Genomic DNA, 25,751 nt, shown 5'->3' on the forward strand with positions numbered 1-25,751 from the left:
TCAGGCTTTCGCGTCCGACAGCGGACGATAGTTGGTCTTCTCGACGATGCGGGCGGATTTGCCGCGACGGTCGCGCAGGTAGTACAGCTTGGCGCGACGGACCTTGCCACGGCGCACGACCTCGATCGCGGCGATGTTGGTCGCGTATAGCGGGAACACGCGTTCCACGCCCTCGCCGAAGCTGATCTTGCGCACCGTGAAGCTGGCCGCGATGCCGCTGCCGCCCTTGCGCGAGATGCAGACGCCCTCGTAGTTCTGGACGCGGGTGCGGGTGCCCTCGGTCACCTTGTAGCCGACGCGGATCGTGTCGCCGGCCCGGAAATCGGGGATGGTCTTGCCGAGCTCTGCGATCTGCTCGGCTTCGAGTTGTGCGATCAGGTTCATCGCTTGGGTTCCTTCTCATGCTCGCGGTGTATCCGCGATTGGTCTGATGCGCCCGAGCGCTGTCGGTCCTTAGCCGGGTCCACATGCGTGTCCGCATATGCCCGCCACAGATCGGGGCGGCGTTGCTTTGTCAGCCCTTCGGCCTCACCGGACCGCCATTTCGCGATGGCTGCGTGATTGCCCGACAACAGCACGGGCGGGATCTCGCGGCCATCCCAGAGGGCGGGCTTGGTGAACTGCGGCGCTTCCAGAAGACCCCGGTTGCCGATGGAAAAGGATTCCTCGGCCAGGGAATCATGATTGCCCAGCACGCGCGGTATAAGCCGGACCGTCGCGTCGATCAAGACCTGAGCGGCGATCTCTCCTCCGGTCAGGACATAATCGCCGATGCTGACCTCCTCGACCTGATGGGCGTCCAGCACGCGCTGGTCGATCCCCTCGAAGCGGCCGCAGATCAGCGTGACGCCGGGGCCTGCCGCCAGCTCGCGGGCGCGTGCCTGCGTCAGGGGCCTGCCGCGCGGCGACATGTAGATGACGGGCAGGGGCTGGCCGCGCCCGGCCTCGCGCAGGGCCGCGTCCATCACGTCGGCCCGGATCACCATGCCCGCGCCGCCGCCCGCGGGCGTGTCGTCGACATTGCGGTGCCGGCCCATGCCGAAATCGCGCAGGGCGATGGTCTGCAGGTTCCACAGGCCCTGCGCCAGCGCCTTGCCGGTCAGCGACAGGCCCAGGATGCCGGGGAAGGCCTCGGGGAACAGCGTGATGATCCGCGCGGTCCAAGTGCCCAGGACCTGCGGCTCGGCCATCAGCTCGCGCGGCTTCAGGCAGGGGCGGATGGACAGGCGGCCATGGGACTTCGGCCCTGCCGCGGGGGATTGGGGCCCGTCCGGGGGGGCCGGATCGGTCATTCTTCGCGCGGCTCGAGCGGGTCGGCCTCGCCCGAACCGGGCGGATCCGCCACGATGCGGCGCGCGGCCAGATCGACGGTCGGCACGACGGCGCGGGTGAAGGGCAGCATCAGGATCTGGGCGCCGCCCACGATCTCGATGATGTCGCCGGCGCCGTGATCATAGAGCGCCCGCACCCGGCCTAGGGGCTTGCCGCCGGTATCGACGACATCCAGCCCGATCAGGTCGGCGTGGTAGAATTCATCGTCGGGCAGCGAGGGCAGGGCCGCGCGCGGTGCCCAGAGGGTCACGCCGCGCAGCGCGTCGGCATCCTCCTTGGTGGCGACGCCCTTGATCCGGGCGCCCAAGGCGCCCGAGACCTCGCGGGTCAGCGAGATCTCGAACTGGCGGCTGCCGTCTTCCGAGGTCAGCGGCGTGTAGGTCGCAATATCGGCCGGGTCCGAGCAGAAGCTTTTCAGCCGCACCTCGCCATGAACCCCGAAGGCTCCGGCGATTGCGCCGACGCAGATGCGGTCGTCCGTCATGTCACACCTTTGCGAAAGGGTCCGGCGGGGGGCGACCCCCCGCCAGCGGGGATCACTCGGCTTCGGCGGGCGCTGCGGCCTTGGCGGCGCGCTCGTCGGCGCGGGCCTTGGCTTTCTTGCCGGGCTCGGCCTTCTTCATATTCTTGCGCTCGGCCTTTTCCTTGACGCCGGCGGCTTCCAGGAAGCGGGCGACGCGGTCGGTCGGCTGTGCGCCCTGGCCCAGCCAGTACTGGACGCGCTCGAGGTCCATCTTGACGCGCTCTTCGCTGTCCTTCGCCAGCAGCGGGTTGTAGGTGCCCAGCTTCTCGATGAAGCGGCCGTCGCGCGGCATGCGCGAATCGGAGGCCACGATGGCATAGTGCGGGCGTTTCTTGCTGCCACCACGGGCAAGGCGGATCTTCATGGACATGGGGTCGTCTCCTTGGTTTTCTGGGGTCCGGTCAGGACTGGTATTGCTCGTGATGCCGGATGACTTCGGCGATCACGAAGGTCAGGAACTTGCGCGCGAAGGCCGGATCGAGATCGGCCTCGCGCGCGAGGCGTTCCAGCCGCTCGATCTGCTGCGCTTCGCGCGAGGGATCGGACGGCGGAAGGTCGTGCCGGGCCTTGAGGCGGCCGACGGACTGGGTGTGGCGGAAGCGTTCGGCCAGTGTGTAGACCAGGATGGCATCCAGGCGGTCGATGCTGGCGCGGTGTTCGGCCAGAAGCTGGGCGGCGCGGGTCGCGGCGTCGGTCATGCGCCCGCCCCCGCATCCGGAGCGGGGTGGCGGTAGACCAGGCAGGGCTTGTCCCATTGCGGCTGCGGGGCCAACCGGTCGCGGGTGGCGCCGATCCGTTCCGCCAGCGCGATCGAGCGGGCATTGTCCGGGTCGATATAGCTGACGGCGGTGGTCCAGCCGAGCGTGGTGAAGGCGTGCCGGCGCGCGGCGCGGGCGGCCTCGGCCACCAGGCCCCGGCCCTCGGCGGCCGAGGACCAGACGGTCCAGCCCAGTTCGCGCTCGGGCCAGCCCTCGGGGAACCACGGGCCGGTCAGGCCCAGGGGCGTGTCGTCGCCCTTGTGGGTGAAGACGAACATGCCGAAGCCGCGCATGGCCCAATGGCCGATGATATGCCCGAAGGCGCGCCAGCTGGTGCCCTGCACCTGCGCCGGGCCGCCGCCGATGAAGCGGGCGCGGTCGGAATGGTGAAAGCTGCGCCAATGCGGCCAGTCGCTGCCCTGCGGCGCGCGCAGGGTCAGGCGGTCGGTGGTCAGGATCGGGGTGGGATCGAGGCGGATCATCGGGATCCCTTTGTGGCTTGTGCCGGAGCGGGGGCTGTCTGCCCCCGCACCCCCGAGGATATTTTCCCCAAGATGAAAGGACAGGACTGCCGTGCGGGCAGGAGGGAGGAGGTCGGGCGGGTCATTTCTTGCCGAAGAGGCCGCCGAGCCCGCCGGGCAGGCCCGCGCGACCGAGCTGGCCGCCCAGACCCTTGGGGTCCGAGAGCATCTTCTGCGCCTCGGCCATCTTGGCGGGGTCGAGATTGTCCATGTCGGGCAATCCGCCGCCCTTGCCGGTCATCGCGCGCATGGCCTGCTTCATCATGCCGCCCTTGCCCATCTTGCCCAGCTTCTTCATCGTGTCGGCCATCTGCTTCTGCATCTTCAGCAGCTTGTTGAGATCCGAGACCTCCATACCGGCGCCCGCGGCGATGCGCTTCTTGCGGCTGGCCTGCAGCAGATCGGGATTGGCGCGCTCGCGCTTGGTCATCGAGTTGATCAGCGCGATCTGGTGGCGGACGACCTTGTCGTCATAGCCCGCGGATTCGGCCTGCTTGGCCATCTTGGCCATGCCGGGCATCATGCCCATCACGGACTGCATTCCGCCCATCTTCTGCATCTGCTCCAGCTGGCCCCGCAGGTCGTTCATGTTGAACAGGCCCTTCTGGAAGCGCTTCATCATGCGTTCGGCCTGTTCGACCTCCAGCACCTGCTGCGCCTTCTCGACCAAGGCCACGATGTCGCCCATGCCGAGGATGCGGCCCGCGACGCGTTCGGCATCGAAGGTTTCCAGCGCGTCCATCTTTTCGCCCAGGCCCACGAAGCGGATGGGCTTGCCGGTGATCGCGCGCATCGAGAGCGCCGCGCCGCCGCGCCCGTCGCCGTCCATCCGCGTCAGCACGACGCCCGAAATGCCGACCTTGCCGTCGAATTCGGTGGCGACGTTGACGGCGTCCTGGCCGGTCAGGCCGTCGACGACCAGCAGCGTCTCGCGCGGGGCGGCGATGTCGCGGACCTGCTGGACCTGCGCCATCAGCGCCTCGTCGATATGCAGCCGGCCTGCCGTGTCCAGCAGCACGACATCATAGCCGCCAAGGGAGGCCTGGGTCTTGGCGCGCTGCGCGATCTGGGGGGCGGTCTGGCCCATGACGATGGGCAGCGTGTCGACGCCGATCTGCTGGCCGAGGATGGCCAGCTGCTCCATCGCCGCCGGGCGGTTGGTGTCCAGAGACGCCATCAGCACGCGTTTCTTCTCGCGGTCCTTCAGGCGCAGGGCCAGTTTCGCGGTGGTGGTGGTCTTGCCCGAGCCCTGCAGGCCGACCATCAGGATGGCCGAGGGCGGGTTGTCGATGCGCAGCGCCTCGGGGGCGTCGTCGCCCTGCAGAACGCGGATCAGTTCGTCATGGACGATCTTGACGACCTGCTGGCCGGGGCTGACGGATTTGGTGACCGAAGCGCCGGTGGCCTTGGCGGTGACCGCCTTGACGAAGTTGCGCGCCACCGGCAGCGAGACGTCGGCCTCCAGCAGGGCCACGCGGACCTCGCGCATGGCGGCGGTGACGTCATCCTCGGACAGGGCGCCCTGCTTGGTCAGCCGGTCGAAGACGCCGCCCAAACGGTCGGAAAGGTTCTCGAACATGGCCGGGCCTCCTGCTGGCGCCAAAACGGTGATGCCCCCGTGGGCGCAACGCGCTGACGGGGGGCGATCCCCGTGTCGGACGGGGACCGGAAGGCGATGCTTCCGGGAATTGGGCAGGGATATACGCGGATCGAGGGGCCGAGTCAACGCGGGTTGCGCCCCGACCGGACGACCCATGGGGCCGTCCGGTTTGGGCGCAGGGATCAGGCCGCGATCTGGTCCAGCACGGCCTGGGCGCGGGCCATGCCGGCCTCGCGGTCGAAGGCCAGGCCGTCGGCGGGCACGAAGGTCACGTCGGTGATCCCCATGAAGCCCAGCATGTGGCGCAGATAGCCCGAGGCATAGTCCAGATCCGACCCCATGGGCGTGCCGGCGGCGGTATAGGCGATGATGGCGCGCTTGCCGGTCAGCAGGCCCTCGGGGCCGTCCGCGGTGTAGCGGAAGGTGACGCCGGCGCGGGCGATCTGGTCCAGCCAGTTCTTCAGCTGCGCGGGGATGGCGAAGTTGTAGACCGGGAGGCCGATGACGATCACGTCGGCGGCCTGCACCTCGGCCAGCAGCGCGTCCGAGGTGGCGATGCGGTCCTGCTGCTCGGGCGTCGGGCTGTCTGTGCCGACGCGCACGGCCTGGAACCAGGTGGTGTCGATGGCGGGCACGCCCTCGTTCAGGTCGCGATAGGTGACGGTGGGCGTGCCTTGGGCCGTCAGCTTGGCCATGATGTCGGCGGTCAGCTGGCGCGAGACCGAGGCGTCGGCGGTGATGGCGCTGTCGAGGTGGAGGATATGCATGGCGTGTTCCGATCGCATGAATTCTGGGCTGACCTGTATTTATGTCTATGCACCTGCGAACGAAAGGGTGATAACCGCGCAGACTTTGTGCGGGGATGCACATGCATATCGACTCCTGGGATGATATCCGCGTGGCACTGGCCGTGGCCCGGACCGGAACGGTCAGCGGGGCCGCGACCGAGCTGGGCGTCCATCATGCCACCGTCATCCGGCGCATCGACGCGCTGGAGACCGCGCTGCGCGCCCGGCTGTTTCAGCGCCACACGCGCGGCTATGCGCTGACCGAGGCGGGGCAGACCCTTCTGGCGGCGGCCGGGGCGGCGGACGAGCGGTTTTCCCAGATGGCCGCGCAGATCGCCGGGGCGGGCGAGCGGATCGAGGGCGATCTGGTCGTGACCTCGCTGCCCGAGCTGACCGATCTGGTGATGCCGCGCCTGATCGCGCTGATGACCCGACACCCCGCTTTGCGGCTGACCTATGCCACCGATGCGCGGCTCTTCCGGCTGGATGCGGGCGAGGCGCATGTCGCGATCCGGGGCGGTCCCAAGCCGACCGAGGCCGATTACGTCGTCAGCGCCATGACCCGCAGCGCGCAGAAGCTGTATGCCTCGGCGGCCTATCTGGAGCGTTACGGGCCGGTGACCGATCCGCGCGACCACCGCTTCGCGCTGCCCGGGTCGGATGCGCGGGGGGCGCCGCTGATGCGCTGGCTGCAGGACCGCATCGGTCCCGACAACATCCTGCTGGTCGCCAACGAGACCGACGCCCGCGAGGCGGTGATCCGCGCGGGCCTGGCCATCGGCGCGCTGCCCGAAGGCCGGGCGCAGGGGCTGGTTCCGGCGCTGAGCCTGCCCGATTGGGACGCGCAGCTGTGGCTGGTCACGCATGTCGACCTGCACCGCACCCCCAAGGTGCAGGCGGTGCTGGCGGCCCTGCGCGGCGGCCAGCCGGGGGCCTGATCGCGGCGGCTTTCCTTCCGGGGGCGCTGTCGCTAGGTTTTCGGCAGACGGCAGGACAAGAGGCGGGCCCGTGGCGCATATCATCGTGGTCGGAAACGAGAAGGGCGGCTCGGGCAAGTCCACCACCTCGATGCATGTGGCCACCGCCCTGGCCCGGATGGGCCACCGGGTGGGGGGCTTGGATCTGGACGTGCGCCAGCGCAGCTTCGGGCGCTATGTCGAGAACCGGGCCGCCTTCCGGGCGCAGGCCGGGATCGATTTGCCGATGCCCCTGATGACGATGCCCGCGGAGGGCCCCGATCCGCTGACCCCGGCGCTGCAGCAGCTGGAACGGGACTGCGACTTCATCCTGCTGGACTGTCCCGGGTCGCATACGCGGCTGAGCCAGATGGCCCATGCCGTCGCCGACACGCTGATCACGCCCCTGAACGACAGCTTCGTCGATTTCGACCTGCTGGCCCGCATGTCCCCCGAGGGCGAGGTGCTGGGCCCCTCGATCTATGCCGAGATGGTCTGGGGCGCCCGGCAGATGCGCGCGCAGGCGGGCGGCGGGGCCATCGACTGGCTGGTGCTGCGCAACCGGCTTGGCACGCAGCAGATGCACAACAAGCGCAAGGTCGGCGGGGCACTGACCGAGCTGTCGCGCCGCATTGGGTTCCGCGTGGCCCCGGGCTTTTCGGAACGGGTGATCTTCCGCGAGCTGTTCCCGCGCGGGCTGACGCTGCTGGACCTGAAGGATGTCGGGACCGAGGCGATGAGCATGTCCCATATCGCCGCCCGGCAGGAGCTGCGCGACCTGATCACCGAGCTGCACCTGCCCGGGGTCGCCGTCAGCTTCTGAAGGGGGGTTGGCCGGTCCCGGGCCTGCGGCACGGGACCGGCCGGGGGCGTCATTCGCCGAACTTGCGGAACATCCCCTCCTGGCGGCAGACCGAGACCGCCTCGGCCTTGTCCATGGCCTCGGGATAGGTCACGGGCTCGTCCCACAGGACAAGCCATGGCGCGTAGAGCTGGCAGGTCACGGGACCGTCCGGCGTCTCGACCTCGACGGGTGGGGTTTCGTATCTCTGGGTACAGGCGGTCAGGGACCCAAGCGCGACAGTTAAAACGGCAACCTTGTAAAACATGGAGCAACCTTCGCTTCCGAGTGATCGGGGAGACGATGGCCCGCCCGGCAGCGGCAGAGTGCGGACTGCAAAACGGCCATCGGCGGCAAAGCTAGAAAGCTTTGCCGCCGATGGCCATAAGTGCTTGTTTCTGAACAGTTTAGGCCAGCATGCCGATCGGATTTTCCAGATGGCTGACGATGGCCTCCAGCAGCTGCGCGCCCAGGGCGCCGTCGATGACGCGGTGGTCGACCGACAGGGTCATGGACATGACGTTGCGGACCACGACCTCGCCGCCCTCGACCACCGGCGTGGGGATCCCCGCGCCCACGGCCAGGATGGCGCCATGCGGCGGGTTGATGACGGCATCGAAGTTCTCGATCCCGAACATGCCCAGGTTGCTGATCGCGAAGCTGCCGCCCTGGTATTCATGCGGCGCCAGCTTCTTGGTCTTGGCGCGGCCCGCCAGATCCTTCATCTGCGCCGACAGCGCGGACAGGGACTTCTGGTGGGCGTCCTTCAGGACGGGCGTGAACAGCCCGCCCTCGATGGCCACGGCCACCGCCACGTCCGAGGGCTTCAGCTTGAGGATGCGATCCCCGGCCCAGACCGCATTGGCATCGGGCACCTGCTGAAGCGCCAGCGCGCAAGCCTTGATGATGAAGTCGTTGACCGACAGCTTGACGCCGCGCGCCTCCAGCTGCTTGTTCAGCGTCCCGCGGAACGCCATCAGCGCGTCCAGCTTGGCCGAGCGGCGCAGGTAGAAATGCGGGATGGTCTGCTTGGCCTCGGACAGGCGGGCCGCGATGGTGCGGCGCATGCCGTCCAGCTGGACCTCCTCGGTCTCGCGGTCGGCATACATCTTAAGCACGGTCTCGGTCGACAGGCCCTTGGGGGCCGCTGCGGCGGCCGGGGCAGGGGCGGCGGGGGCCGCTGCCGCTGCGGGAGCGTCGGCCTTGGCCTCGGCAGGCTTGGCGCCGGGCTTGGCGGCCTCGACATCCGCCTTGACGATGCGGCCATGCGGGCCGCTGCCGGTGATGGCCGACAGGTCCAGCCCCTTGTCCGCCGCGATGCGCCGCGCCAGGGGCGAGGCGAAGATGCGCTGGCCGTCCTTCGACGGGGCAGGGGCCGCGGCCTTGCCGCCCACATCCTTGCCGCCCGCGTCCTTGACCGAGCCTTCGCCCGCCACGGGTGCGCCGATCGGGCCGCCATAGCCCTTTTCGGCCGGGCCGGGTTCCGCGCCCGTATCGGTGGGCTTGGCGTCAGGCTTGGCCGCCGGCGCTTCGGCCGCCGACGCATCCTCGCCATCCTCCAGCAGGACGGCGATGGGGGTGTTGACCTTGACCCCGGACTGGCCCTCGGCGATCAGGATCTTGCCCATCACGCCCTCGTCCACGGCCTCGAACTCCATCGTGGCCTTGTCGGTCTCGATCTCGGCCAGGATGTCGCCCGACTTGACCGCATCGCCTTCCTTGACCAGCCACTTGGCCAGCGTGCCTTCCTCCATCGTGGGGGAGAGGGCGGGCATCAGGATTTCCGTAGGCATCGCACAGCTCCCTTACTTGTAGGTGACTTTTTTCACGGCTTCGGCGATCTCGGCGGGCGTGATCAGCGCGTGCTTTTCCAGGTTGGCGGCATAGGGCATCGGCACATCCTTGCCGGTGCAGCAGATGACCGGCGCGTCCAGATAGTCGAACGCGTTCTCCATCAGATAGGCCGAGATGTGGTTGCCGATGGCGCCCACGGGGAAGCCCTCCTCGACGGTCACGCAGCGGTTGGTCCGCTTGACCGAGGTCAGGATGGCGTCATAGTCCAGCGGCCGCAGGGTGCGCAGGTCGATCACCTCGGCCTCGATCCCGTCCTCGGCCAGCAGCTTGGCGGCCTCCAGCGAATGGGCCACGCCGATGCCGAAGCTGACCAGCGTCACGTCATCGCCCGACCGCACGGTATTGGCCTTGCCGAAGGGGATGGTGAAGTCCGGCAGGTCCGGAACCTCGAAGCTGCGCCCGTAGAGGATCTCGTTTTCCAGGAAGATCACCGGGTTGTTGTCGCGGATCGCCTGCTTCATCAGGCCCTTCGCGTCGGCCGCCGAATAGGGCATCACGACCTTGAGGCCGGGAATGGCCGAGTACCATGCGGCATAGTCCTGGCTGTGCTGCGCGCCCACGCGGGCGGCGGCGCCGTTCGGGCCGCGGAAGACGATCGGGCAGCCCATCTGGCCCCCCGACATGTAGAGCGTCTTGGCCGCCGAGTTGATGATGTGGTCGATGCCCTGCATGGCGAAGTTGAAGGTCATGAACTCGACGATCGGGCGCAGGCCGGCCAGCGCGGCGCCGGTGCCGATGCCGGCAAAGCCCATCTCGCTGATCGGCGTGTCGACCACGCGGCGGGGGCCGAACTTGGCCAGCAGGCCTTGGCTGATCTTGTAGGCGCCCTCGTACTCGCCGACCTCCTCGCCCATCAGGAACACGGTCTCGTCGCGCTCCATCTCTTCGGACATGGCCTCGCGCAGGGCTTCCCGCACGGTCATGGTCTTCATCTTGGTGCCCTCGGGCCAGTCCGGGCTGCGCGGCGCGGGCTGAGGGGTCTTCACCTCCTCGATGGCCGATTTGCCGGGCTGGGCGCCCTCGTCCTTCTTCGGCGCCTCGGTCTCGGGCGCCTTGGCGTCGGCGGGCTTCGCCTCGGCCTTGGGGGCGGGGGCCGCGTCGGCGCTTTCGCCCTCCTCGACCAGCACGCAGATCGGAGAGTTCACGGCGATGCCTTGGGTGCCCTCGGCCACCAGGATCTTGCCCATGATTCCCTCATCGACGGCCTCGAACTCCATCGTGGCCTTGTCGGTCTCGATCTCGGCCAGGATGTCGCCGGACTTGACCGTGTCGCCTTCCTTCTTCAGCCATTTGGCCAAGGTGCCCTCCTCCATCGTGGGGGACAGGGCGGGCATCAGGATTTCAATTGCCATGTGTCGGGGCCCCCTCAGGCGTGCTCTTCGGCGCTGCCCTGCGGCAGCTCTTCGGCATAGATGTCGGTCCACAGCTCCTCGAGCGCGGGCTCGGGGCTGTCCTTGGCGAATTCGGCCGAGTCGTTGACGATCTCCTTGATCTCCTTGTCCAGAGCCTTGAGTTCCTCGTCGGTCGCGTGGCTTCCGGTCAGCAGCAGGTCGCGGATGTTCTCGATCGGGTCACGCTCGTCGCGCATCTTCTGCACCTCCTCGCGGGTCCGGTACTTGGCCGGGTCCGACATCGAGTGGCCGCGATAGCGATAGGTCATGACTTCCAGGATGTAGGGGCCCTTGCCGGCGCGGCAGTGGGCCACGGCCTTCTCGCCCGCGGCCTTGACGGCCAGAACGTCCATGCCGTCGACCTGCTCGCCGGGGATGCCGAAGGCCTCGCCGCGGTCGAAGAAGGTCTTGGACTTGGTCGAGCGGCTGACCGACATGCCCATGGCATACTGGTTGTTCTCGATCACGAAGATGACGGGCAGGTCCCACAGTTCGGCCATGTTGTAGGTCTCGTAGACCTGGCCCTGGTTCGCGGCGCCGTCCCCGAAATAGGTGAAGGTGACGTTGTCGTTGCCCAGATACTTGTCGGCGAAGGCCAGCCCTGCGCCAAGCGGCACCTGCGCCGCGACGATCCCGTGGCCGCCGTAGAAGTGCTTCTCGCGGCTGAACATGTGCATGCTGCCGCCCTTGCCCTTGGAATAGCCGTCCTGGCGTCCGGTCAGCTCGGCCATGACGCCGCGCGCCTCCATCCCGCAGGCCAGCATGTGGCCGTGGTCGCGATAGCTGGTGATGCGCTTGTCGCCCTCCTTCGCGCAGGCCTCGAGGCCCACGACGACGGCCTCCTGGCCGATGTAGAGGTGGCAGAAGCCGCCGATCAGGCCCATGCCGTACAGCTGTCCGGCCTTCTCCTCGAATCGGCGGATCAGCAGCATGTCGCGGTAGTATTGAAGCAGCTCGTCCTTGGAGACGTTCGACGGCGCCTCCGAGATGGGGCTTGGTTTCTTGGCCATGCGGCACATCCTCCTGGAAGCGTGGTCGGATAGTTCAGCGTTAAACTATCCGTAGCGCATCGCCGCCGGGCGTGCAATCCCGCCGGAATCGGGGCTGCCGCGGCCTAGCGCAGCAGCACCTCGTCGGCGCGCAGAAGGCCCAGGACCTCGCGGGCGCGTTCATCCAGAAGGTCCAGATCCAGATAGTCGTCGGACAGGCGGCGGGTCAGGTTCTGCATCTGCGCCACCTGGTCGCGCAGGGCGTCGCGCTGTGCCGCCAGCTCGGCCGTCTCGGCCTCGATCTGGATGCGGCGCAGGATGCCCGAGGGGCCCTGGACCGCCGCATACGAGAAATACAGTCCCAGAAGGACGGTCAGGACCAGAAAGACGGTGGCGCCGATGGACAGGCGTTGGGGCATGGGCGGTTCCTTGTCACGGCGAAGATCATGCCACAGCGCGGGGGGCGGGAAAATCCCCCCTGTCGGGGGTCAGGCGCGGTCGCGAAACATCCGCTCCAGCGCGCGGGCCTGATCGGCCAGACCCCAGGGCGGGTTGAGGATCCACATCCCCGATCCGATCATCGCATGGCCGGGCCGCGCGGGCGGAAAGGCCACCTCCGAAATCAGCGCCTCGGGAAAATCGGTCACAAGCTGCGCCGTCATGGCGAAATGCCGGTGGTCGGACAGGATCGGATACCACAGCGCGATGACGCCCACGTTCCACTTGCGCGCGATCAGACCGATCTGGCGCGGGATCGCCGCATAGTCGGTCTTGACCTCGTAGCTTGGATCGATCAGCAGCATTCCCCGGCGCGGATCGGGCGGGCAGATGGCCTGCGCCATCTGGAAGCCGTCCTGCTGGTGCAGGGCCGCGAATCCCGCCACGCGGCGCAGCGCCGCGAATTCGGCGGGATGCAGTTCGGCCAGATGGGCGCGGTCGTCATAGCGCAGGAAATGGTCCGCGATCAGCGGCGATCCGGGATAGATCTGCGGCCCCCGGCTGGCGCGGATGGCGGCCAGCGCCCGGATCAGCGGATGATCCTCGGGCAGCCAGCCCTGGGCCAGCGCGCGGTCGATCCCCTGTTCGGCCTCGCCCGTCTTCTGCGCCTCGGGGGCGGTCAGGTCGTAGAGGCCGCGCCCGGCATGGGTTTCCAGATAGGACAGCGGCTTGTCCTTGCGCGTCAGGTACTCCATCGCCGCCGCCAGCAGCGCGTGCTTGTGCAGGTCGGCCAGGTTTCCGGCATGATAGGCATGTTGATAGCTGAGCATGCCGCACCTTTAGCGCGCGGTGGCGGGCGGGGGAAGGGACCTGATCAGTCGGCGCGGCGAAGTTCGGACTTGCCCTTCAGCACCTGATCGCCGTCCTCCTGTTCGATCAGGTAGGCGGGATCGTCCTTGCTGGCCTTGCGGGTGATCTTGCTGCCCTTGATCGTCTTTTCGACATCCTCGGTAAAGACCTCGGTGATCTTGCCCGTGGCCGTGCTGCCCGACCAATCCCATTCGACTTGGGTTCCCTTGCGCAATGTCATGTGCCCTCCGACGGCTCGTGTCGGGGCGAATGCGCGGCGGGGCGGGCTGGTTCCGAAGAGGGGGAGGGTGCGGCGACCTCCAGGGAGGAGGAGGGAGGTCGCCGCTGAACGCTGGCCCAGGGAGGAGGGAGGGCCGCGTTTGGGGTGCGGTCCTGGCCAGGGAGGAGGAGGGCCGGACCGCCGACGCCGGGTTCCAGGGAGGAGGAGGGAACCGGGCGCAACCGTGTGCCGCGAACGAGGCGGCTATGAGAGCGCGGCGACCTCCAGGGAGGAGGAGGGAGGTCGCCGCTGAACGCTGGCCCAGGGAGGAGGGAGGGCCGCGTTTGGGGTGCGGTCCTGGCCAGGGAGGAGGAGGGCCGGACCGCCGACGCCGGGTTCCAGGGAGGAGGAGGGAACCGGGCGCAACCGTGTGCCGCGAACGAGGCGGCTATGAGAGCGCGGCGACCTCCAGGGAGGAGGAGGGAGGTCGCCGCTGAACGCTGGCCCAGGGAGGAGGGAGGGCCGCGTTTGGGGTGCGGTCCTGGCCAGGGAGGAGGAGAGGCCGGACCGCCGACGCCGGGTTCCAGGGAGGAGGGAACCGGGCGCAACCGTGTGCCGCGAACGAGGCGGCTATGAGAGCGCGGCGACCTCCAGGGAGGAGGAGGGAGGTCGCCGCCTTGACGCACGGACCCGGGGAGGAGGTCGGTTCCGGCGCGGTTTGGGGCGGCATCCCTCAGGGAGGAGGAGAAAGGGTTGCCGCCAGATCCGGGCCCTCGGGAGGAGGTAAGGGCCGGGAATGCGAATTCTTAAGAGGCCGAGCCCCAGGCCGCTTCGTGGGCCAGGCGGGTGATCATCGAACGGCTGATGCCCAGATCGTCGAGATCGCGGGTGGTCAGCGCGTTGAGTTCACGCACGGTCTGGCGGTACACGGCGCGGCGGGCGCGGTTTTCCTGCATCCGCTGGATCGCGGTCAGCAGGCGTCCACGCAGGCCGGCTTCGGCGGTGGTGCTGTGTGCTTGGGCGATAACAGCCATGGTGGTATCCTTTCGGTTCATCTCGTCTGCGCCGTTCCCGGATTGGCCCGGCGTTTCGTTGAATTGAAGATGGACCCGCCAAGGCCTTTGCACAACGGATCATTCCGGAATGCTGCCATGCAGCAATTGCATGCCTGAGGCTGACCTATCGCCGGCTTGGGTCCTGATAACTTGTCATAAAATTGAAACGATACAACCGTTAGCGATCACGCCGCAGGCGCGAAAATGCCCTGTTTTGAAGGCGTTTTGAGGGGTTCCGGTCCTGATTGTCGCAGGGGGTGTTGAGACCCGCGGATCTATGCTTCATGCTGCCGGGCACACAAGACACAGGTCGGTCACATGTCCCTCTCCCGCGAAACGGTCCTTACGGCAATCTCGGATATCGGTCTTCCCCAGGGGGGGACGCTGGGTCAGGCGGACCTGATCCGGGCGCTGTCCATCGACGAGGGCACCGTGCGATTCGTCCTCGAGGTCGAGAATGCGGCCACCGCGCAGGCCCTTGCGCCGGTCGAGGCCGAGGCGCGGGCCCGGCTGGAGCGCCTGCCCGGCGTGACGAAGGTGCAGATCGTCATGACCGCCTCGGCCAATGCCGCGCCGCCCAAGGCGGTGTCGGGGCAGGGGGCGGCGCCGTCCCTGAAGATCGGCGGCCATGCCAAGCCGCAGGCCGGACCGCAGGCGATCCCCGGCGTGCGCCATATCGTGGCGATCGGGTCGGGCAAGGGCGGGGTGGGCAAGTCCACCGTCACCTCGAACCTGGCGGTCGCCCTGGCGCGGGCCGGGCGCAAGGTGGGGCTGCTGGACGCCGACATCTACGGCCCCTCGCAGCCGCGCATGATGGGGGTGTCGGGGCGGCCCGCCAGCCCCGACGGGCAGCGCATCGATCCCATGCACGCCCATGGCGTCACCGTCATGTCCATCGGCCTGATGCTGAAGGAGGGCGAGGCGCTGGTCTGGCGCGGCCCGATGCTGATGGGCGCGCTTCAGCAGCTGCTGCAGCAGGTGAACTGGGGCGAGCTGGACGTGCTGCTGATCGACCTGCCGCCCGGCACCGGCGACGTGCAGCTGAGCCTGTGCCAGAAGGCCCCGGTCACCGGCGCCATCATCGTGTCGACTCCGCAGGACGTGGCGCTGCTGGACGCGCGCCGGGCCATCGACATGTTCAACAAGCTCAAGACCCCTGTTCTGGGGCTGATCGAGAACATGTCCACCTATATCTGCCCGCAATGCGGGCACGAGGCGCATCTGTTCGGCCATGGCGGCGTCGCCGCCGAGGCCGAGACCCTGGGCCTTCCGTTCCTCGGAGAGTTGCCGCTGCAGCTGGAGGTTCGCCTTGCGGGCGATTCGGGCAGACCCGCCGCCCTGGGCGAGGGAACGGTCGCGCAGGCCTATGAACGGCTGGCGAAACGCCTGATTGACGGCGGAATCGCCTGATCCGGGAATTTCCGGGACATCTGGGATTGCATGGGCACGAGCGGTCAGGGGACCTCTCATTTCCGTGATGTGACGTGATCTTGTCACCAAAGTTTTGGGGATCTGCCGCCAGTTTGAACTTGCCCTGACCCGAACTGTGCTGATTTCGCCGCAGAATTCAAAATTCCGCCCCTCGTTTCGCGCTTCCATATCTGGTGTTGTTTCCCTGCAACGCCACCAGTTCTGGCAGGCAAATTGGGCTTAATCGCCACGTTCTCGATTCGCCCGCCTGCGGGATCTCGCGCGGAATGCAGCCCACGCCCCATAAAGACCGTTGCTTCCCATGAATTCCCATGGCACAACGAGATCACGAAAACGGGCAGCAAATGGGGCGATCAAGACCCCGCTAAGGCGAAGCAGAACTTCATACAGGCAACCGTTTTCCAACATAGCCGACCCGCGCGTGCGAGCAGCACCTCCCCCAGGTGGCGCGTGAAGGGTCGGCAACCACCCCGCAAAGGGGCCCGGGTAACGGGAACGAGGGCGGCGGATCGGGCAGTGGCAGCGGCCCGATCCGCCCTTTCTCTTTCGGACATCCCGGAAGGGCAGGACAGTGAGGGCGGGTGCCAGGTGGCGCGGAAGTTCAGAGGCACCGAAAGCGTCAAGGTCGATGGCAAGGGGCGCATGTCGATCCCGGCCCGCCTGCGCCGCGTCTTCGATGCCGGTGACCCGTCCTTCGCAGGTGCCAATACCGGACGCACCCAAGTCGTCGCCGTCTATGGCCCCGACTGGTGGAACTGGATCGAGCTGTATTCCATCGAGGCCATCGAACAGATCGACGAGCAGATCGACCGCCTGACCCGCGGCAGCCAGGAACGCCGCTGGCTGGAGCTGCTGATGAACGGACAATCCACCGATCTTGAAATCGACCGCGAGGGCCGGCTGGTCCTGCCCGCCAAGCTGCGCGAGAAGCTGGGCTTCGCCGAGGGCACCGAGACGGTCTTCGAATCGCGCGGCGATTACGTGCAGGTCTATCACCCCGCATCGCGTCCCAAGGATGTCGAGGCGCTGGAGGATTTCGCCGCCAGCAAGGGCCCCGAATTCGACCCCCGCGCCTTCCTGCACCAGACCGACGGGGCCTGAGCCGATGACCGCACCCCACATCCCCGTCCTGCTGGCGCCGCTGCTGCGTGCCGTCGCGCCCGTGACCGGCACCTGGCTGGACGGCACCTTCGGCGCGGGCGGCTATGCGCGCGGGCTGCTGGAGGCCGGGGCCGATCTGGTGATCGGCGTGGACCGCGACCCCGCCGTCGTCGCCATGGCGGACGCCTGGCGCGCGCCCTATGGCGACCGGCTGCGGCTGGTCGAGGGCACGTTTTCCGAGATGGACCGCCTGGCGGGGCAGATGCTGGACGGGGTGGTGCTGGATCTGGGCGTCAGCTCGATGCAGCTGGATCAGGCCGATCGCGGGTTCTCGTTCATGCGCGACGGGCCCCTGGACATGCGGATGGGCGGCGACGTGCCCTCGGCCGCCGATCTGCTGAACACCGCCGACGAGGGGGTAATCGCGGACGCGCTGTATCATTACGGCGAGGAGCGCGCCTCGCGCCGCATCGCCAAGGCCATCGTCGCGGCCCGTCCCCTGACCCGCACCGCGCAGCTGGCCGAGATCGTGTCGGGCTGCCTGCCGCGCCCCAAGCCCGGGCAGAGCCATCCGGCCACCCGCAGCTTCCAGGCGATCCGCATCTGGGTGAATGACGAGTTCGGCCAGCTGGTGGCGGGGCTGTCGGCGGCGGAACGGGCGCTGAAGCCCGGCGGGCAGCTGGCCGTGGTCAGCTTCCATTCGCTGGAGGACCGGATCGTCAAGCGCTTCATGCAGGCGCGCTCGGACCAGGGCGGGGGCGGCAACCGCTATGCCCCGGTGCAGGACGTGCTGCAGCCCGGCTTCACCCTGCCGTTCCGCCGCGCCATCGGGCCGGATCCCGACGAGCTGTCGGGCAACCCGCGCGCCCGGTCGGCGCTGCTGCGCGTGGGCATCCGGACCGAGGCCCCGGCGGGCACGGTCGAGGCCAAGGCGCTGGCCATGCCGCACCTGCCCGGCAAGGAGCGCGGCTGATGCGGTCGCTGACCTATCTGGGCTGCGTGCTGGTGGTCATGGGCCTGGCCTTCTGGGCCTATCGCGAGAATTACGCCACCCAGGCCTCGATGGGCCAGATGTCCCAGGTCCAGCGCGAGATCGCGGGCCTGCGCGAGGAGCTGGGCGTGCTGCGGGCCGAATGGGCCTTCCTGAACCGCCCCGACCGGCTGAGCCAGCTGGTCGACCTGAACTTCGAGCGCCTGCAGCTTGTCCCGGTCGAGACCGGCCAGGTCCTGGATCTGGGCCATGTCGACTATCCCAAGCCGCCCCCGCCGCCCGACCTGCCGACCGATCCGCTGGCAGATCCCGCCACCCAACCCCAACTCTCCGAGGAACCACAGCCATGATCCGCACCCCCCTGCGCCCCCTGGCCCGCATTCTTCGCGCCCGTGACCGCGGCGAGAACCCCGACGACATCGAGGCCGAGAACCGCCGCCTGCGCCACGAGCAGATCCAGGACCGCGCCCGGCGCCGGGCCGAGGGGCGGCTGGTGGTGATGGCGGGCTGCTTCCTTCTGGCCTTCGGGACGGTGGCGGCGCGCATGGGCACGCTGGCCTCCAGCGCGGCGGCCGAGCCGCAGGCGCAGGTCCTGTCCGCGCAGATCATCTCGCAGCGCGCCGACATCACCGACCGGCGCGGCCATGTGCTGGCCACGAACCTGCTGACCCATTCGGTCTATGCCCATCCCCACCAGATGGTCGACCCGGTGGGCACCGCGCAGGGGCTGGCGCAGATCTTCCCCGATCTGGAAGTCGAGCGGCTGACGAGCGATTTCACCGGCGACCGCAAGTTCATGTGGATCAAGCGCAAGATCAGCCCCGAGCAGATGCAGGCCGTCCACGATCTGGGCGAGCCCGGCCTGCTGTTCGGCCCGCGCGAGATGCGCATCTATCCCAATGGCGACATCGCCAGCCACATCCTGGGCGGATCGGGCTTCGGGAACGAGGGTGTGAGCAGCGCCGAGGTGATCGGCATCGCGGGCGTGGAGAAGGCCTTCGATGCCTGGCTGCGCGATCCCACCAACGAGGGCGCGCCCTTGGCCCTGTCCATCGACCTGACCCTGCAGCAGGCGATGGAGGAGGTGCTGTCCTCGGGCATGAACGTCATGAACGCCAAGGGCGCCACCGGCATCCTGATGGAGGTCCAGACCGGCGAGATCGTGGCCATGGCCAGCCTGCCCGATTTCGACCCCAACGACCGCCCGCGCCCCCTGCTGACCGGCGAGCCCTCGGACAGCCCGCTGTTCAACCGCGCGGTGCAGGGCCAGTACGAGCTGGGATCGACGTTCAAGATCTTCCCGGTCGCGCAGGCGCTGGACCTGGGGCTGGTCAACCCGGCCTCGGGGATCAACGCGGCGGCCCCCATGCGGATCGGGCGCTTCCTGATCAACGACTTCCACAACTACGGCAAGGAGCTGAGCGTCACGGACGTGATCGTGAAATCCTCGAACGTGGCGACGGTCCGGATCGCGCAGATGATCGGCCCCGACCGACAGAAGGATTTCCTGGAGAAGCTGGGCCTGTTCGCCCCGACCCCCATCGAGATGGTCGAGGCGCCGACCGGCCAGCCGCTGGTGCCCTCGCGCTGGCCCGCCGTCACCTCGGCCACGGTCAGCTTCGGTCACGGGCTGGCGGCCAGCCCGCTGCATCTGGCGGTGGCCTATGCGACCATCGCCAATGGCGGCAAGCGGGTGACGCCCACCCTGATCCACGGCCGCCAGCGTCCCGAGGGCGAGCAGGTCCTGTCGCCCCGCGCCGCCGCGATGTCGGTGGACATGCTGCGCCAGGTGGTGACGCGCGGCACCGCGCGCCAGGCCGAGGTGGCGGGATACGAGGTCGCGGGCAAGACCGGCACCGCCGACAAGCCCCGCTCGTCGGGCGGCTATTACAAGAACAAGGTGATCGCGACCTTCGCCTCGGTCTTTCCGGCCAGCGATCCCAAATACGTGCTGATCGTGGCGCTGGACGAGCCCTCGACCGTCATCAACGGCACCGAGGTGCGCACCGCGGGCCATACGGTGGTCCCGGTCACGGCCGAGCTGATCCGCCGCATCGGCCCCCTGCTGGGGCTGGAGCCCGTCACCGACGAAAACCTGCCGACGATCGCCGCCCGCTTCGAACCGCGTGTTGAACCTGTCCAAGCGCCTGAGATAAAGCTCGTCGCAAATCAATGACGGGTGGGACTGTGGACAAGGATCTGGTGACGCTGGCGCGGCTGGGGCTGCGCGCGCCGGGCGGGCGCGATCCCGCGATCACGGGGCTGTCCCTCGACAGCCGCATGGTCAAGCCGGGCCATCTGTTCGCGGCGCTGCCCGGATCGGCGGTCCATGGCGGCGAATTCATCCAGTACGCGCTGCGCATGCAGGCCGCCGCCATCCTGACCGACCGGCAGGGCGCCGAGATCGCCGCCGATTTGCTGGCCGACTGGCCCGGCGCCCTGGTCGTGGCCGAGGATCCGCGCGCGGCCCTGGCGGGGGCGGCTGCCCTGTGGTTCCGCGACCAGCCGACCCATGTCGTGGCGGTGACCGGCACCAGCGGCAAGACCAGCGTCGCCAGCTTTGCCCGCCAGATCTGGCAGGCGCTTGGCCACAAGGCGATCAGCCTGGGCACGATGGGGGTCGAGGGCGACCATCACGCGCCCCTGGCCCATACGACGCCCGATCCCCTGACCCTGCACGGCGTGCTGGCGGATGCCGTGGGCGCGGGCGTGACCCATGCCGCGATGGAGGCCTCCAGCCACGGGCTGGACCAGCGCCGCCTGGACGGGGTGCGCCTCGAGGCCGGCGCCTTCACCAATTTCAGCCAGGATCACCTGGATTACCACGCGGGCTTCGACGAGTATTTCGCCGCCAAGGCGCTGCTGTTCAACCGCGTGCTGGAGGACGGGGCCGGCGCCGTCATCAACATCGACAGCACGCGCGGCCGGCAGATGGCCGACATCGCCAAGGATCGCGGGCTGGCGCTGACCTCGGTCGGGCGCGGCGAGCAGGCGATGCTGCGCATCCTGGGCCAGCGCTATGACGCGACCGGGCAGGACCTGCGCTTCTCGGTGATGGGCCAACCCTATCTGGTGCGCCTGGCGCTGATCGGCGGGTTCCAGGCCGAGAACGTCCTGGCCGCGATGGGCCTGGCGTTGGCCACCGGCGACGCGGCCGAGGACATCCTGCGCGTGCTGCCGCATCTGACCACCGTGCGGGGCCGCATGCAGCTGGCGGCGCAGCGCGAGAACGGGGCGGCGGTCTTCGTCGACTATGCCCACAAGCCCGGCGCGGTGACCGCGGCGCTGGAGTCGCTGCGCCCGCATGTGATGGGCCGCATCGTCTGCATCATCGGCGCGGGCGGCGACCGCGACCGGGGCAAGCGCCCGCTGATGGGGCAGGCGGCCCGCGCGCAGGCCGACGTGGTGATCGTCACCGACGACAACCCCCGGACCGAGGATCCCGCCCTGATCCGCGCTGCCGTCATGGAGGGCGCCGGACCCGAGGCGACCGAGGTGGCCGACCGCGCCGAGGCGATCCTGCGCGGCGTCGACGCGCTGCAGCCCGGCGACGCGCTGCTGATCTGCGGCAAGGGCCACGAGACGGGCCAGATCGTGGGCCAGGACGTCTATCCCTTCGACGATGCCGAACAGGCCTCGGTCGCCGTGGCGGCGCTGGACGGCCGGATATGACGCCGGGCCCCATTCTGTGGACCTCGACGGATGCCGCAGCCGCCACGGGCGGACGCGCGCAGGGCGATTGGGCCGTCTCGGGCGTCTCCATCGACACGCGCACGATCGCGCCGGGCGATCTGTTCGTGGCGCTGACGGATGCGCGCGACGGGCATGACTTCGTGGCCCAGGCCCTGTCCCGGGGCGCGGGGGCGGCACTGGTCAGCCGCATCCCCGAGGGCGTCGCCCCCGACGCGCCGCTGCTGATCGTTCCCGACGTGCTGGCGGGCCTGGAGGATCTCGGCCGCGCCGGCCGGGCCCGCATGACCGGCAAGGTGATCGCGATCACCGGCTCGGTCGGCAAGACCTCGACCAAGGACATGGCACGGGCGGCGCTGGCCGGGCAGGGGCGCATCCACGCGGCCGAGGCCAGCTACAACAACCATTGGGGCGTGCCCCTGACGCTGGCGCGGATGCCTGCGGACACCGGTTTCGCGATCATCGAGATCGGCATGAACCATCCTGGAGAGATCGCGCCCCTGGCCCGCATGGCCCGCCCGCATGTGGCGATGATCACCACCGTCGCCGCCGCCCATCTCGAGGCGTTCGGCGCCATCGATGGCATCGCCCGCGAAAAGGGCGCCATCTTCCAAGGGCTGCAGCCCGTGGGCCACGCGATCCTGCCCGAGGATCTGCCCGTCACCCAGATCCTGCGCGACTGCGCCGATGCGGCGGGCGCCGTGGTCCTGGGCTTTGGCGATCACGGCGCGGCGCGCCCCCTGCGCGTCACGCTGGACGGGGGCGCGCTGTCCTGCACCGCCCGCATCACCGGCGAGACTGTGACCTTCACGCTGGCCACCACCGGCCGCCATTTCGCGATGAACGCGGTCGGCGTGCTGGCGGCGCTGGCGGCGGCAGGCGCCGATCTGGCGCAGGCGGCGGCGCATCTGTCGGACTGGCAGCCCCCGCGCGGGCGCGGCGCCGTCGAGGATCTGGGCGACATCCGGCTGATCGACGACGCCTTCAACGCCAACCCGGCCTCGCTTGCGGCGGGGCTGGCGATGCTGGCGGGCCTGCCGCAGGGCCGCCGCGTGGCGATCCTGGGCGACATGCTGGAACTGGGCGCGGACGAGATCGCCCTGCATCGCGCCATCGTCGATGATCCGGCCATGGCGCAGGTCGATCTGGTCCATTGCGCGGGCCCGCTGATGCGGCACCTGCACGAGGCCTTGCCCGAGGACCGGCGCGGCCTCTGGGCGGCGACGGCGGGCGATCTGGCCGCCTGCGCTCCCGATCTGATCTCTGCCGGCGACATCGTGCTGGTGAAAGGCTCGAAATCCTCGCGGATTTCCATGGTGGTCGAGGCGCTGCGTGCCCGGGCCGCCCAAGACAAAGGATAATGCCATGCTCTACTGGCTCAGCAACCTGTCCGAGGGGGGGATCTCTTCAACCTCTTCCGCTACATCACCTTCCGGGCGGGGGCGGCGTTCTTCACGGCGCTGTTCTTCGGCTTCATCTTCGGGCGCCCGCTGATCAACTATCTGCGCCGCGTCCAGAAGAAGGGCCAGCCGATCCGCGACGACGGCCCGCAAAGCCACCTGTCCAAGGCCGGCACGCCCACGATGGGGGGCCTGCTGATCCTGTCGGCGCTGCTCTTCTCGACGCTGCTCTGGGCCAGGCTGGACAACGGCTATGTCTGGATCGTGCTGCTGGTGACGGCGGGCTTCGCCGGGATCGGCTTTGCCGACGACTATGCCAAGGTGACCAAGCAGAACACCAAGGGCGTCAGCTCGCGCATCCGCATGGGGCTGGGCCTGCTGATCGCCGCGCTGGCGGCGCTGGCCGCCTCGCTTCTGCATCCCGAGGCGCTGACGAACCAGCTGGCCCTGCCGGTCTTCAAGGACGTGCTGGTCAATCTGGGCTTCATGTTCATTCCCTTCGCGATGATCGTCATCGTGGGCTCGGCCAATGCGGTCAACCTGACCGACGGGCTGGACGGGCTGGCGATCATGCCGGTGATGATCGCGGCGGGCACGCTCGGCATCATCGCCTATACCGTGGGCCGCGTCGACTTCACCGAATATCTGGGCGTCCACCATGTGCCGGGCACCGGCGAGATCCTGATCTTCGTCTCGGCCCTCATCGGCGGGGGGCTGGGGTTCCTGTGGTACAACGCCCCCCCGGCGGCGGTCTTCATGGGCGACACCGGCAGCCTCGCCCTGGGCGGCGCGCTCGGCGCCATCGCGGTGGTGACCAAGCACGAGATCGTGCTGGCCATCGTCGGCGGCCTCTTCGTGGTCGAGGCGCTGTCGGTCATCATTCAGGTCCTCTATTTCAAGCGGACCGGCAAGCGCGTCTTCCTGATGGCCCCCATCCACCACCATTTCGAGAAGCAGGGCTGGGGCGAGGCGCAGATCGTGATCCGCTTCTGGATCATCGCCCTGATCCTGGCGCTGATCGGCCTTGCCACGCTGAAACTGCGCTGACATTCATCTTGGCAGAAATATCCTCGGGGGTCCGGGGGCAGACAGCCCCCGGCCTTCGCTTACAGGAGGCCACCCCATGATCCCCGTCCAAGGCGTCGACGCCCAGACCATCGCCGTCCTCGGCCTCGGGCGGTCGGGTACCGCCACCGCCGCCGCCCTGGTCGCGGGCGGCGCCCAGGTCGTCGCATGGGACGACGGCAACGACACGCGTGCGGCGGCCGAGGCGCAGGGCCTGCGCATCCTTGACCTGACGCGCGACGCCAACTGGCAGGGCGTCTCGGCGCTGATCGTCAGCCCCGGCATCCCGCATCTCTATCCCCGTGCGCATCCGGTCATCGCCAAGGCCTATCAGCTGGGCATTCCGGTCGACAACGACATCGGCCTGTTCTTTCGCAGCTATGCGACCGAGGACTGGGACGGCTTCGACCGCGCGCCCCGGGTGATCGCCGTCACCGGCTCGAACGGCAAGTCGACCACGACCGCGCTGATTCACCACGTCATCGAGGAATGCGGGCGTCCCAGCCAGATGGGCGGCAATATCGGCACGGGCGTCCTGTCCCTGCAGCCCGCCATCGACGGAGAGGTCGCGGTGCTGGAACTGTCCAGCTACCAGACCGATCTGGCCCGCGCCCTGACGCCCGACGTGGCGGTCTTCACCAACCTCTCGCCCGACCATCTGGACCGGCACGGCGGCTTGGGCGGCTATTTCGCGGCCAAGCGGCGGCTGTTCGCGGAAGGCGGCCCGGACCGGGCGGTGATCGGCGTCGACGAGCCCGAGGGACAGTATCTGGCCGGGCAGCTGGCGATGGGCCCGTCCGACGACCGGGTGATCCGCATCTCGGCGGGGCAGAAGCTGGACGGTGCCGCCTGGTCGGTCTTCGCGCGCAAGGGGTTCCTGTCGGAATACCGCAAGGGGCGGCAGGCTGCCTCGATCGACCTGCGCGAGATGCGCGGGCTGCCCGGCGCCCACAACCACCAGAACGCCTGCGCCGCCTATGCCGCCTGCCGCGCCGTGGGCCTCGCCCCCCGAGAGATCGAGGCGGCCTTCCACAGCTTCGCGGGCCTGCCCCATCGCAGCCAGACCGTGGCCGAGATCGGCGGCGTGCGCTATGTCAACGACTCTAAGGCCACGAATGTCGATGCCGCCGCCAAGGCGCTGCAGGCCTTCCCGCGCATCCGCTGGATCGCCGGGGGCCTGGGCAAGGAGGGGGGCATCGCCGCCCTGGCTCCGCATCTGGGCGGGGTGGTCAAGGCCTACCTGATCGGCCATTCCGCCCGCGATTTCGCGCTGGAGCTAGGCCAGACCCCCTATGAGGTCGCCGAGACGATGGATCGGGCCGTGGCCCGCGCCGCAGCCGAGGCCGAACCCGGCGACACGGTCCTTCTGGCCCCCGCCGCCGCCAGCTTCGATCAGTATCCGAACTTCGAGAAGCGCGGCGAGGACTTCGTCCGGCTGGTCGAGATGCTGGCCGGATCGTAGGGAACGCTGCGGGGCAGGGGGGACGCATGACCATCGTCATGGACAAGGATGCGCTGAACGCCTTCCTCGCGCGGGAATTCCCGCAGGTGGCGGACAGCTTCACCGTCGATCACGTCGATGGAGCCGATCTGGTCGCGCGCCTGGCGGTCGGGCCGCAGCATCTGCGCCCCGGCGGCACGGTCAGCGGGCCCTCGATCTTCGCCCTGGCCGATCTGGCGATCTATTGCGCGATCCTGTCGCGCCTCGGGCCGGTGGCGCTGGCGGTGACGACCAGTGCCTCGATCGACTTCATGCGCAAGCCCGAGGCGGGGCGGGATCTGGTCGCTACCTGCCGCCTGCTGAAACTGGGCCGCGTGCTGGCCGTCGCCGAGGCGCTGGTCCGGTCCGACGGCCTGCCCGATCCGGTCGCGCGCGCCTCGATGACCTATGTGATTCCGCAAAAATCGTGACGTCGGCACGCCTTCCGATGCGGTATCTGGATACCTAAGTTGCAAAC

Annotated in this window: 27 protein-coding genes and 1 pseudogene; 12 read left to right on the forward strand and 16 right to left on the reverse strand. The window is 68.8% G+C overall.

Annotation, left to right across the window (positions count from 1 at the left end; genetic code table 11):
* The 8 genes from rplS to E4191_RS03345 form a co-directional block, all read right to left on the reverse strand.
* The gene (gene rplS / locus E4191_RS03310; protein ID WP_135312149.1) at positions 1 to 384 is read right to left on the reverse strand and encodes a 50S ribosomal protein L19; all 384 of its coding nucleotides are present in this window, start codon (positions 382 to 384) and stop codon (positions 1 to 3) included.
* Complete coding sequence (gene trmD / locus E4191_RS03315) at positions 381 to 1,292, reverse strand: tRNA (guanosine(37)-N1)-methyltransferase TrmD (protein WP_135312150.1); 912 nt, start codon at positions 1,290 to 1,292, stop codon at positions 381 to 383. Before trmD ends, rplS begins: the two co-directional genes overlap by 4 nt.
* A complete protein-coding gene (rimM, locus tag E4191_RS03320) occupies positions 1,289 to 1,816 on the reverse strand; it encodes a ribosome maturation factor RimM (RefSeq protein ID WP_135312151.1) in 528 nt (175 codons plus the stop codon). The genes trmD and rimM overlap by 4 nt, the downstream gene beginning before the upstream one ends.
* A gap of 52 nt (positions 1,817 to 1,868) precedes the next feature.
* Positions 1,869 to 2,225 carry a 30S ribosomal protein S16 gene (gene rpsP, locus E4191_RS03325; protein WP_135312152.1) on the reverse strand — a complete coding sequence of 119 codons (357 nt, stop codon included), beginning with the start codon at positions 2,223 to 2,225 and terminating at the stop codon, positions 1,869 to 1,871.
* Positions 2,226 to 2,256: 31 nt separating this feature from the next.
* The gene (locus E4191_RS03330) at positions 2,257 to 2,553 is read right to left on the reverse strand and encodes a chorismate mutase (protein ID WP_135312153.1); all 297 of its coding nucleotides are present in this window, start codon (positions 2,551 to 2,553) and stop codon (positions 2,257 to 2,259) included.
* The gene (locus E4191_RS03335; protein WP_135312154.1) at positions 2,550 to 3,095 is read right to left on the reverse strand and encodes a GNAT family N-acetyltransferase; all 546 of its coding nucleotides are present in this window, start codon (positions 3,093 to 3,095) and stop codon (positions 2,550 to 2,552) included. The genes E4191_RS03330 and E4191_RS03335 overlap by 4 nt, the downstream gene beginning before the upstream one ends.
* 121 nt (positions 3,096 to 3,216) lie before the next feature.
* A complete protein-coding gene (gene ffh / locus E4191_RS03340; protein ID WP_135312155.1) occupies positions 3,217 to 4,713 on the reverse strand; it encodes a signal recognition particle protein in 1,497 nt (498 codons plus the stop codon).
* Positions 4,714 to 4,916: 203 nt separating this feature from the next.
* Positions 4,917 to 5,501: an FMN-dependent NADH-azoreductase gene (locus E4191_RS03345; RefSeq protein WP_135312156.1), complete on the reverse strand. Its 585-nt coding sequence runs from the start codon at positions 5,499 to 5,501 to the stop codon at positions 4,917 to 4,919.
* Between the two features lie 101 nt (positions 5,502 to 5,602).
* On the opposite strand from E4191_RS03345, the gene E4191_RS03350 reads away from it, so the two are divergent.
* Complete coding sequence (locus tag E4191_RS03350) at positions 5,603 to 6,460, forward strand: LysR family transcriptional regulator (RefSeq protein WP_135312157.1); 858 nt, start codon at positions 5,603 to 5,605, stop codon at positions 6,458 to 6,460.
* 70 nt (positions 6,461 to 6,530) lie between these two features.
* Positions 6,531 to 7,301 (forward strand): division plane positioning ATPase MipZ, encoded by a 771-nt coding sequence (locus tag E4191_RS03355; RefSeq protein ID WP_135312158.1) that lies wholly within the window; start codon positions 6,531 to 6,533, stop codon positions 7,299 to 7,301.
* A 49-nt stretch (positions 7,302 to 7,350) separates the two neighbouring features.
* Here the strand turns inward: E4191_RS03355 and E4191_RS03360 are convergent, their stop codons facing one another.
* The 8 genes from E4191_RS03360 to E4191_RS03395 form a co-directional block, all read right to left on the reverse strand.
* Entirely contained in the window at positions 7,351 to 7,587 is a 237-nt protein-coding gene (locus E4191_RS03360) for a hypothetical protein (protein WP_135312159.1), read from the reverse strand.
* 139 nt (positions 7,588 to 7,726) lie between these two features.
* A complete protein-coding gene (locus tag E4191_RS03365) occupies positions 7,727 to 9,112 on the reverse strand; it encodes a pyruvate dehydrogenase complex dihydrolipoamide acetyltransferase (protein ID WP_135312160.1) in 1,386 nt (461 codons plus the stop codon).
* A 12-nt stretch (positions 9,113 to 9,124) separates the two neighbouring features.
* A complete protein-coding gene (locus tag E4191_RS03370) occupies positions 9,125 to 10,525 on the reverse strand; it encodes a pyruvate dehydrogenase complex E1 component subunit beta (RefSeq protein WP_135312161.1) in 1,401 nt (466 codons plus the stop codon).
* A gap of 14 nt (positions 10,526 to 10,539) precedes the next feature.
* On the reverse strand, positions 10,540 to 11,574 hold the full coding sequence (gene pdhA, locus E4191_RS03375; protein WP_135312162.1) for a pyruvate dehydrogenase (acetyl-transferring) E1 component subunit alpha: 1,035 nt from the start codon (positions 11,572 to 11,574) through the stop codon (positions 10,540 to 10,542).
* A gap of 104 nt (positions 11,575 to 11,678) precedes the next feature.
* Entirely contained in the window at positions 11,679 to 11,972 is a 294-nt protein-coding gene (locus E4191_RS03380; protein WP_135312163.1) for an FtsB family cell division protein, read from the reverse strand.
* A 69-nt stretch (positions 11,973 to 12,041) separates the two neighbouring features.
* Complete coding sequence (locus E4191_RS03385; protein WP_135312164.1) at positions 12,042 to 12,821, reverse strand: 23S rRNA (adenine(2030)-N(6))-methyltransferase RlmJ; 780 nt, start codon at positions 12,819 to 12,821, stop codon at positions 12,042 to 12,044.
* A 44-nt stretch (positions 12,822 to 12,865) separates the two neighbouring features.
* Positions 12,866 to 13,081 carry a hypervirulence associated TUDOR domain-containing protein gene (locus tag E4191_RS03390; RefSeq protein ID WP_135312165.1) on the reverse strand — a complete coding sequence of 72 codons (216 nt, stop codon included), beginning with the start codon at positions 13,079 to 13,081 and terminating at the stop codon, positions 12,866 to 12,868.
* A 785-nt stretch (positions 13,082 to 13,866) separates the two neighbouring features.
* Positions 13,867 to 14,094, reverse strand: a complete 228-nt coding sequence (locus E4191_RS03395; RefSeq protein WP_228461505.1) for a DUF1127 domain-containing protein — start codon at positions 14,092 to 14,094, stop codon at positions 13,867 to 13,869.
* A 339-nt stretch (positions 14,095 to 14,433) separates the two neighbouring features.
* Here E4191_RS03395 and E4191_RS03400 point away from each other — a divergent pair, with 339 nt between their 5' ends.
* From E4191_RS03400 to E4191_RS03445, 10 genes and pseudogenes are all read left to right on the forward strand, one after another.
* On the forward strand, positions 14,434 to 15,525 hold the full coding sequence (locus tag E4191_RS03400) for an Mrp/NBP35 family ATP-binding protein (protein ID WP_135312166.1): 1,092 nt from the start codon (positions 14,434 to 14,436) through the stop codon (positions 15,523 to 15,525).
* A 609-nt stretch (positions 15,526 to 16,134) separates the two neighbouring features.
* Positions 16,135 to 16,647: a division/cell wall cluster transcriptional repressor MraZ gene (locus tag E4191_RS23620; RefSeq protein WP_168217402.1), complete on the forward strand. Its 513-nt coding sequence runs from the start codon at positions 16,135 to 16,137 to the stop codon at positions 16,645 to 16,647.
* Between the two features lie 4 nt (positions 16,648 to 16,651).
* Positions 16,652 to 17,620: a 16S rRNA (cytosine(1402)-N(4))-methyltransferase RsmH gene (gene rsmH, locus E4191_RS03410; protein WP_135312168.1), complete on the forward strand. Its 969-nt coding sequence runs from the start codon at positions 16,652 to 16,654 to the stop codon at positions 17,618 to 17,620.
* Entirely contained in the window at positions 17,620 to 17,988 is a 369-nt protein-coding gene (gene ftsL / locus E4191_RS03415) for a cell division protein FtsL (RefSeq protein WP_228461507.1), read from the forward strand. Before rsmH ends, ftsL begins: the two co-directional genes overlap by 1 nt.
* Complete coding sequence (locus E4191_RS03420; protein WP_135312170.1) at positions 17,985 to 19,814, forward strand: peptidoglycan D,D-transpeptidase FtsI family protein; 1,830 nt, start codon at positions 17,985 to 17,987, stop codon at positions 19,812 to 19,814. Before ftsL ends, E4191_RS03420 begins: the two co-directional genes overlap by 4 nt.
* Positions 19,811 to 21,310: a UDP-N-acetylmuramoyl-L-alanyl-D-glutamate--2,6-diaminopimelate ligase gene (locus E4191_RS03425; protein WP_176562616.1), complete on the forward strand. Its 1,500-nt coding sequence runs from the start codon at positions 19,811 to 19,813 to the stop codon at positions 21,308 to 21,310. Before E4191_RS03420 ends, E4191_RS03425 begins: the two co-directional genes overlap by 4 nt.
* Positions 21,307 to 22,689 carry a UDP-N-acetylmuramoyl-tripeptide--D-alanyl-D-alanine ligase gene (locus tag E4191_RS03430; protein ID WP_135312171.1) on the forward strand — a complete coding sequence of 461 codons (1,383 nt, stop codon included), beginning with the start codon at positions 21,307 to 21,309 and terminating at the stop codon, positions 22,687 to 22,689. The genes E4191_RS03425 and E4191_RS03430 overlap by 4 nt, the downstream gene beginning before the upstream one ends.
* A gap of 4 nt (positions 22,690 to 22,693) precedes the next feature.
* Positions 22,694 to 23,775 (forward strand): annotated as a pseudogene (gene mraY / locus E4191_RS03435) (phospho-N-acetylmuramoyl-pentapeptide-transferase).
* 76 nt (positions 23,776 to 23,851) lie between these two features.
* Positions 23,852 to 25,255, forward strand: a complete 1,404-nt coding sequence (gene murD / locus E4191_RS03440; protein WP_135312172.1) for a UDP-N-acetylmuramoyl-L-alanine--D-glutamate ligase — start codon at positions 23,852 to 23,854, stop codon at positions 25,253 to 25,255.
* A 26-nt stretch (positions 25,256 to 25,281) separates the two neighbouring features.
* Positions 25,282 to 25,704 carry a PaaI family thioesterase gene (locus E4191_RS03445; protein ID WP_135312173.1) on the forward strand — a complete coding sequence of 141 codons (423 nt, stop codon included), beginning with the start codon at positions 25,282 to 25,284 and terminating at the stop codon, positions 25,702 to 25,704.
* The last annotated feature ends 47 nt before the right edge of the window (positions 25,705 to 25,751 follow it).

This window comes from Paracoccus liaowanqingii (genome assembly GCF_004683865.2).
Lineage (GTDB): Bacteria > Pseudomonadota > Alphaproteobacteria > Rhodobacterales > Rhodobacteraceae > Paracoccus > Paracoccus liaowanqingii.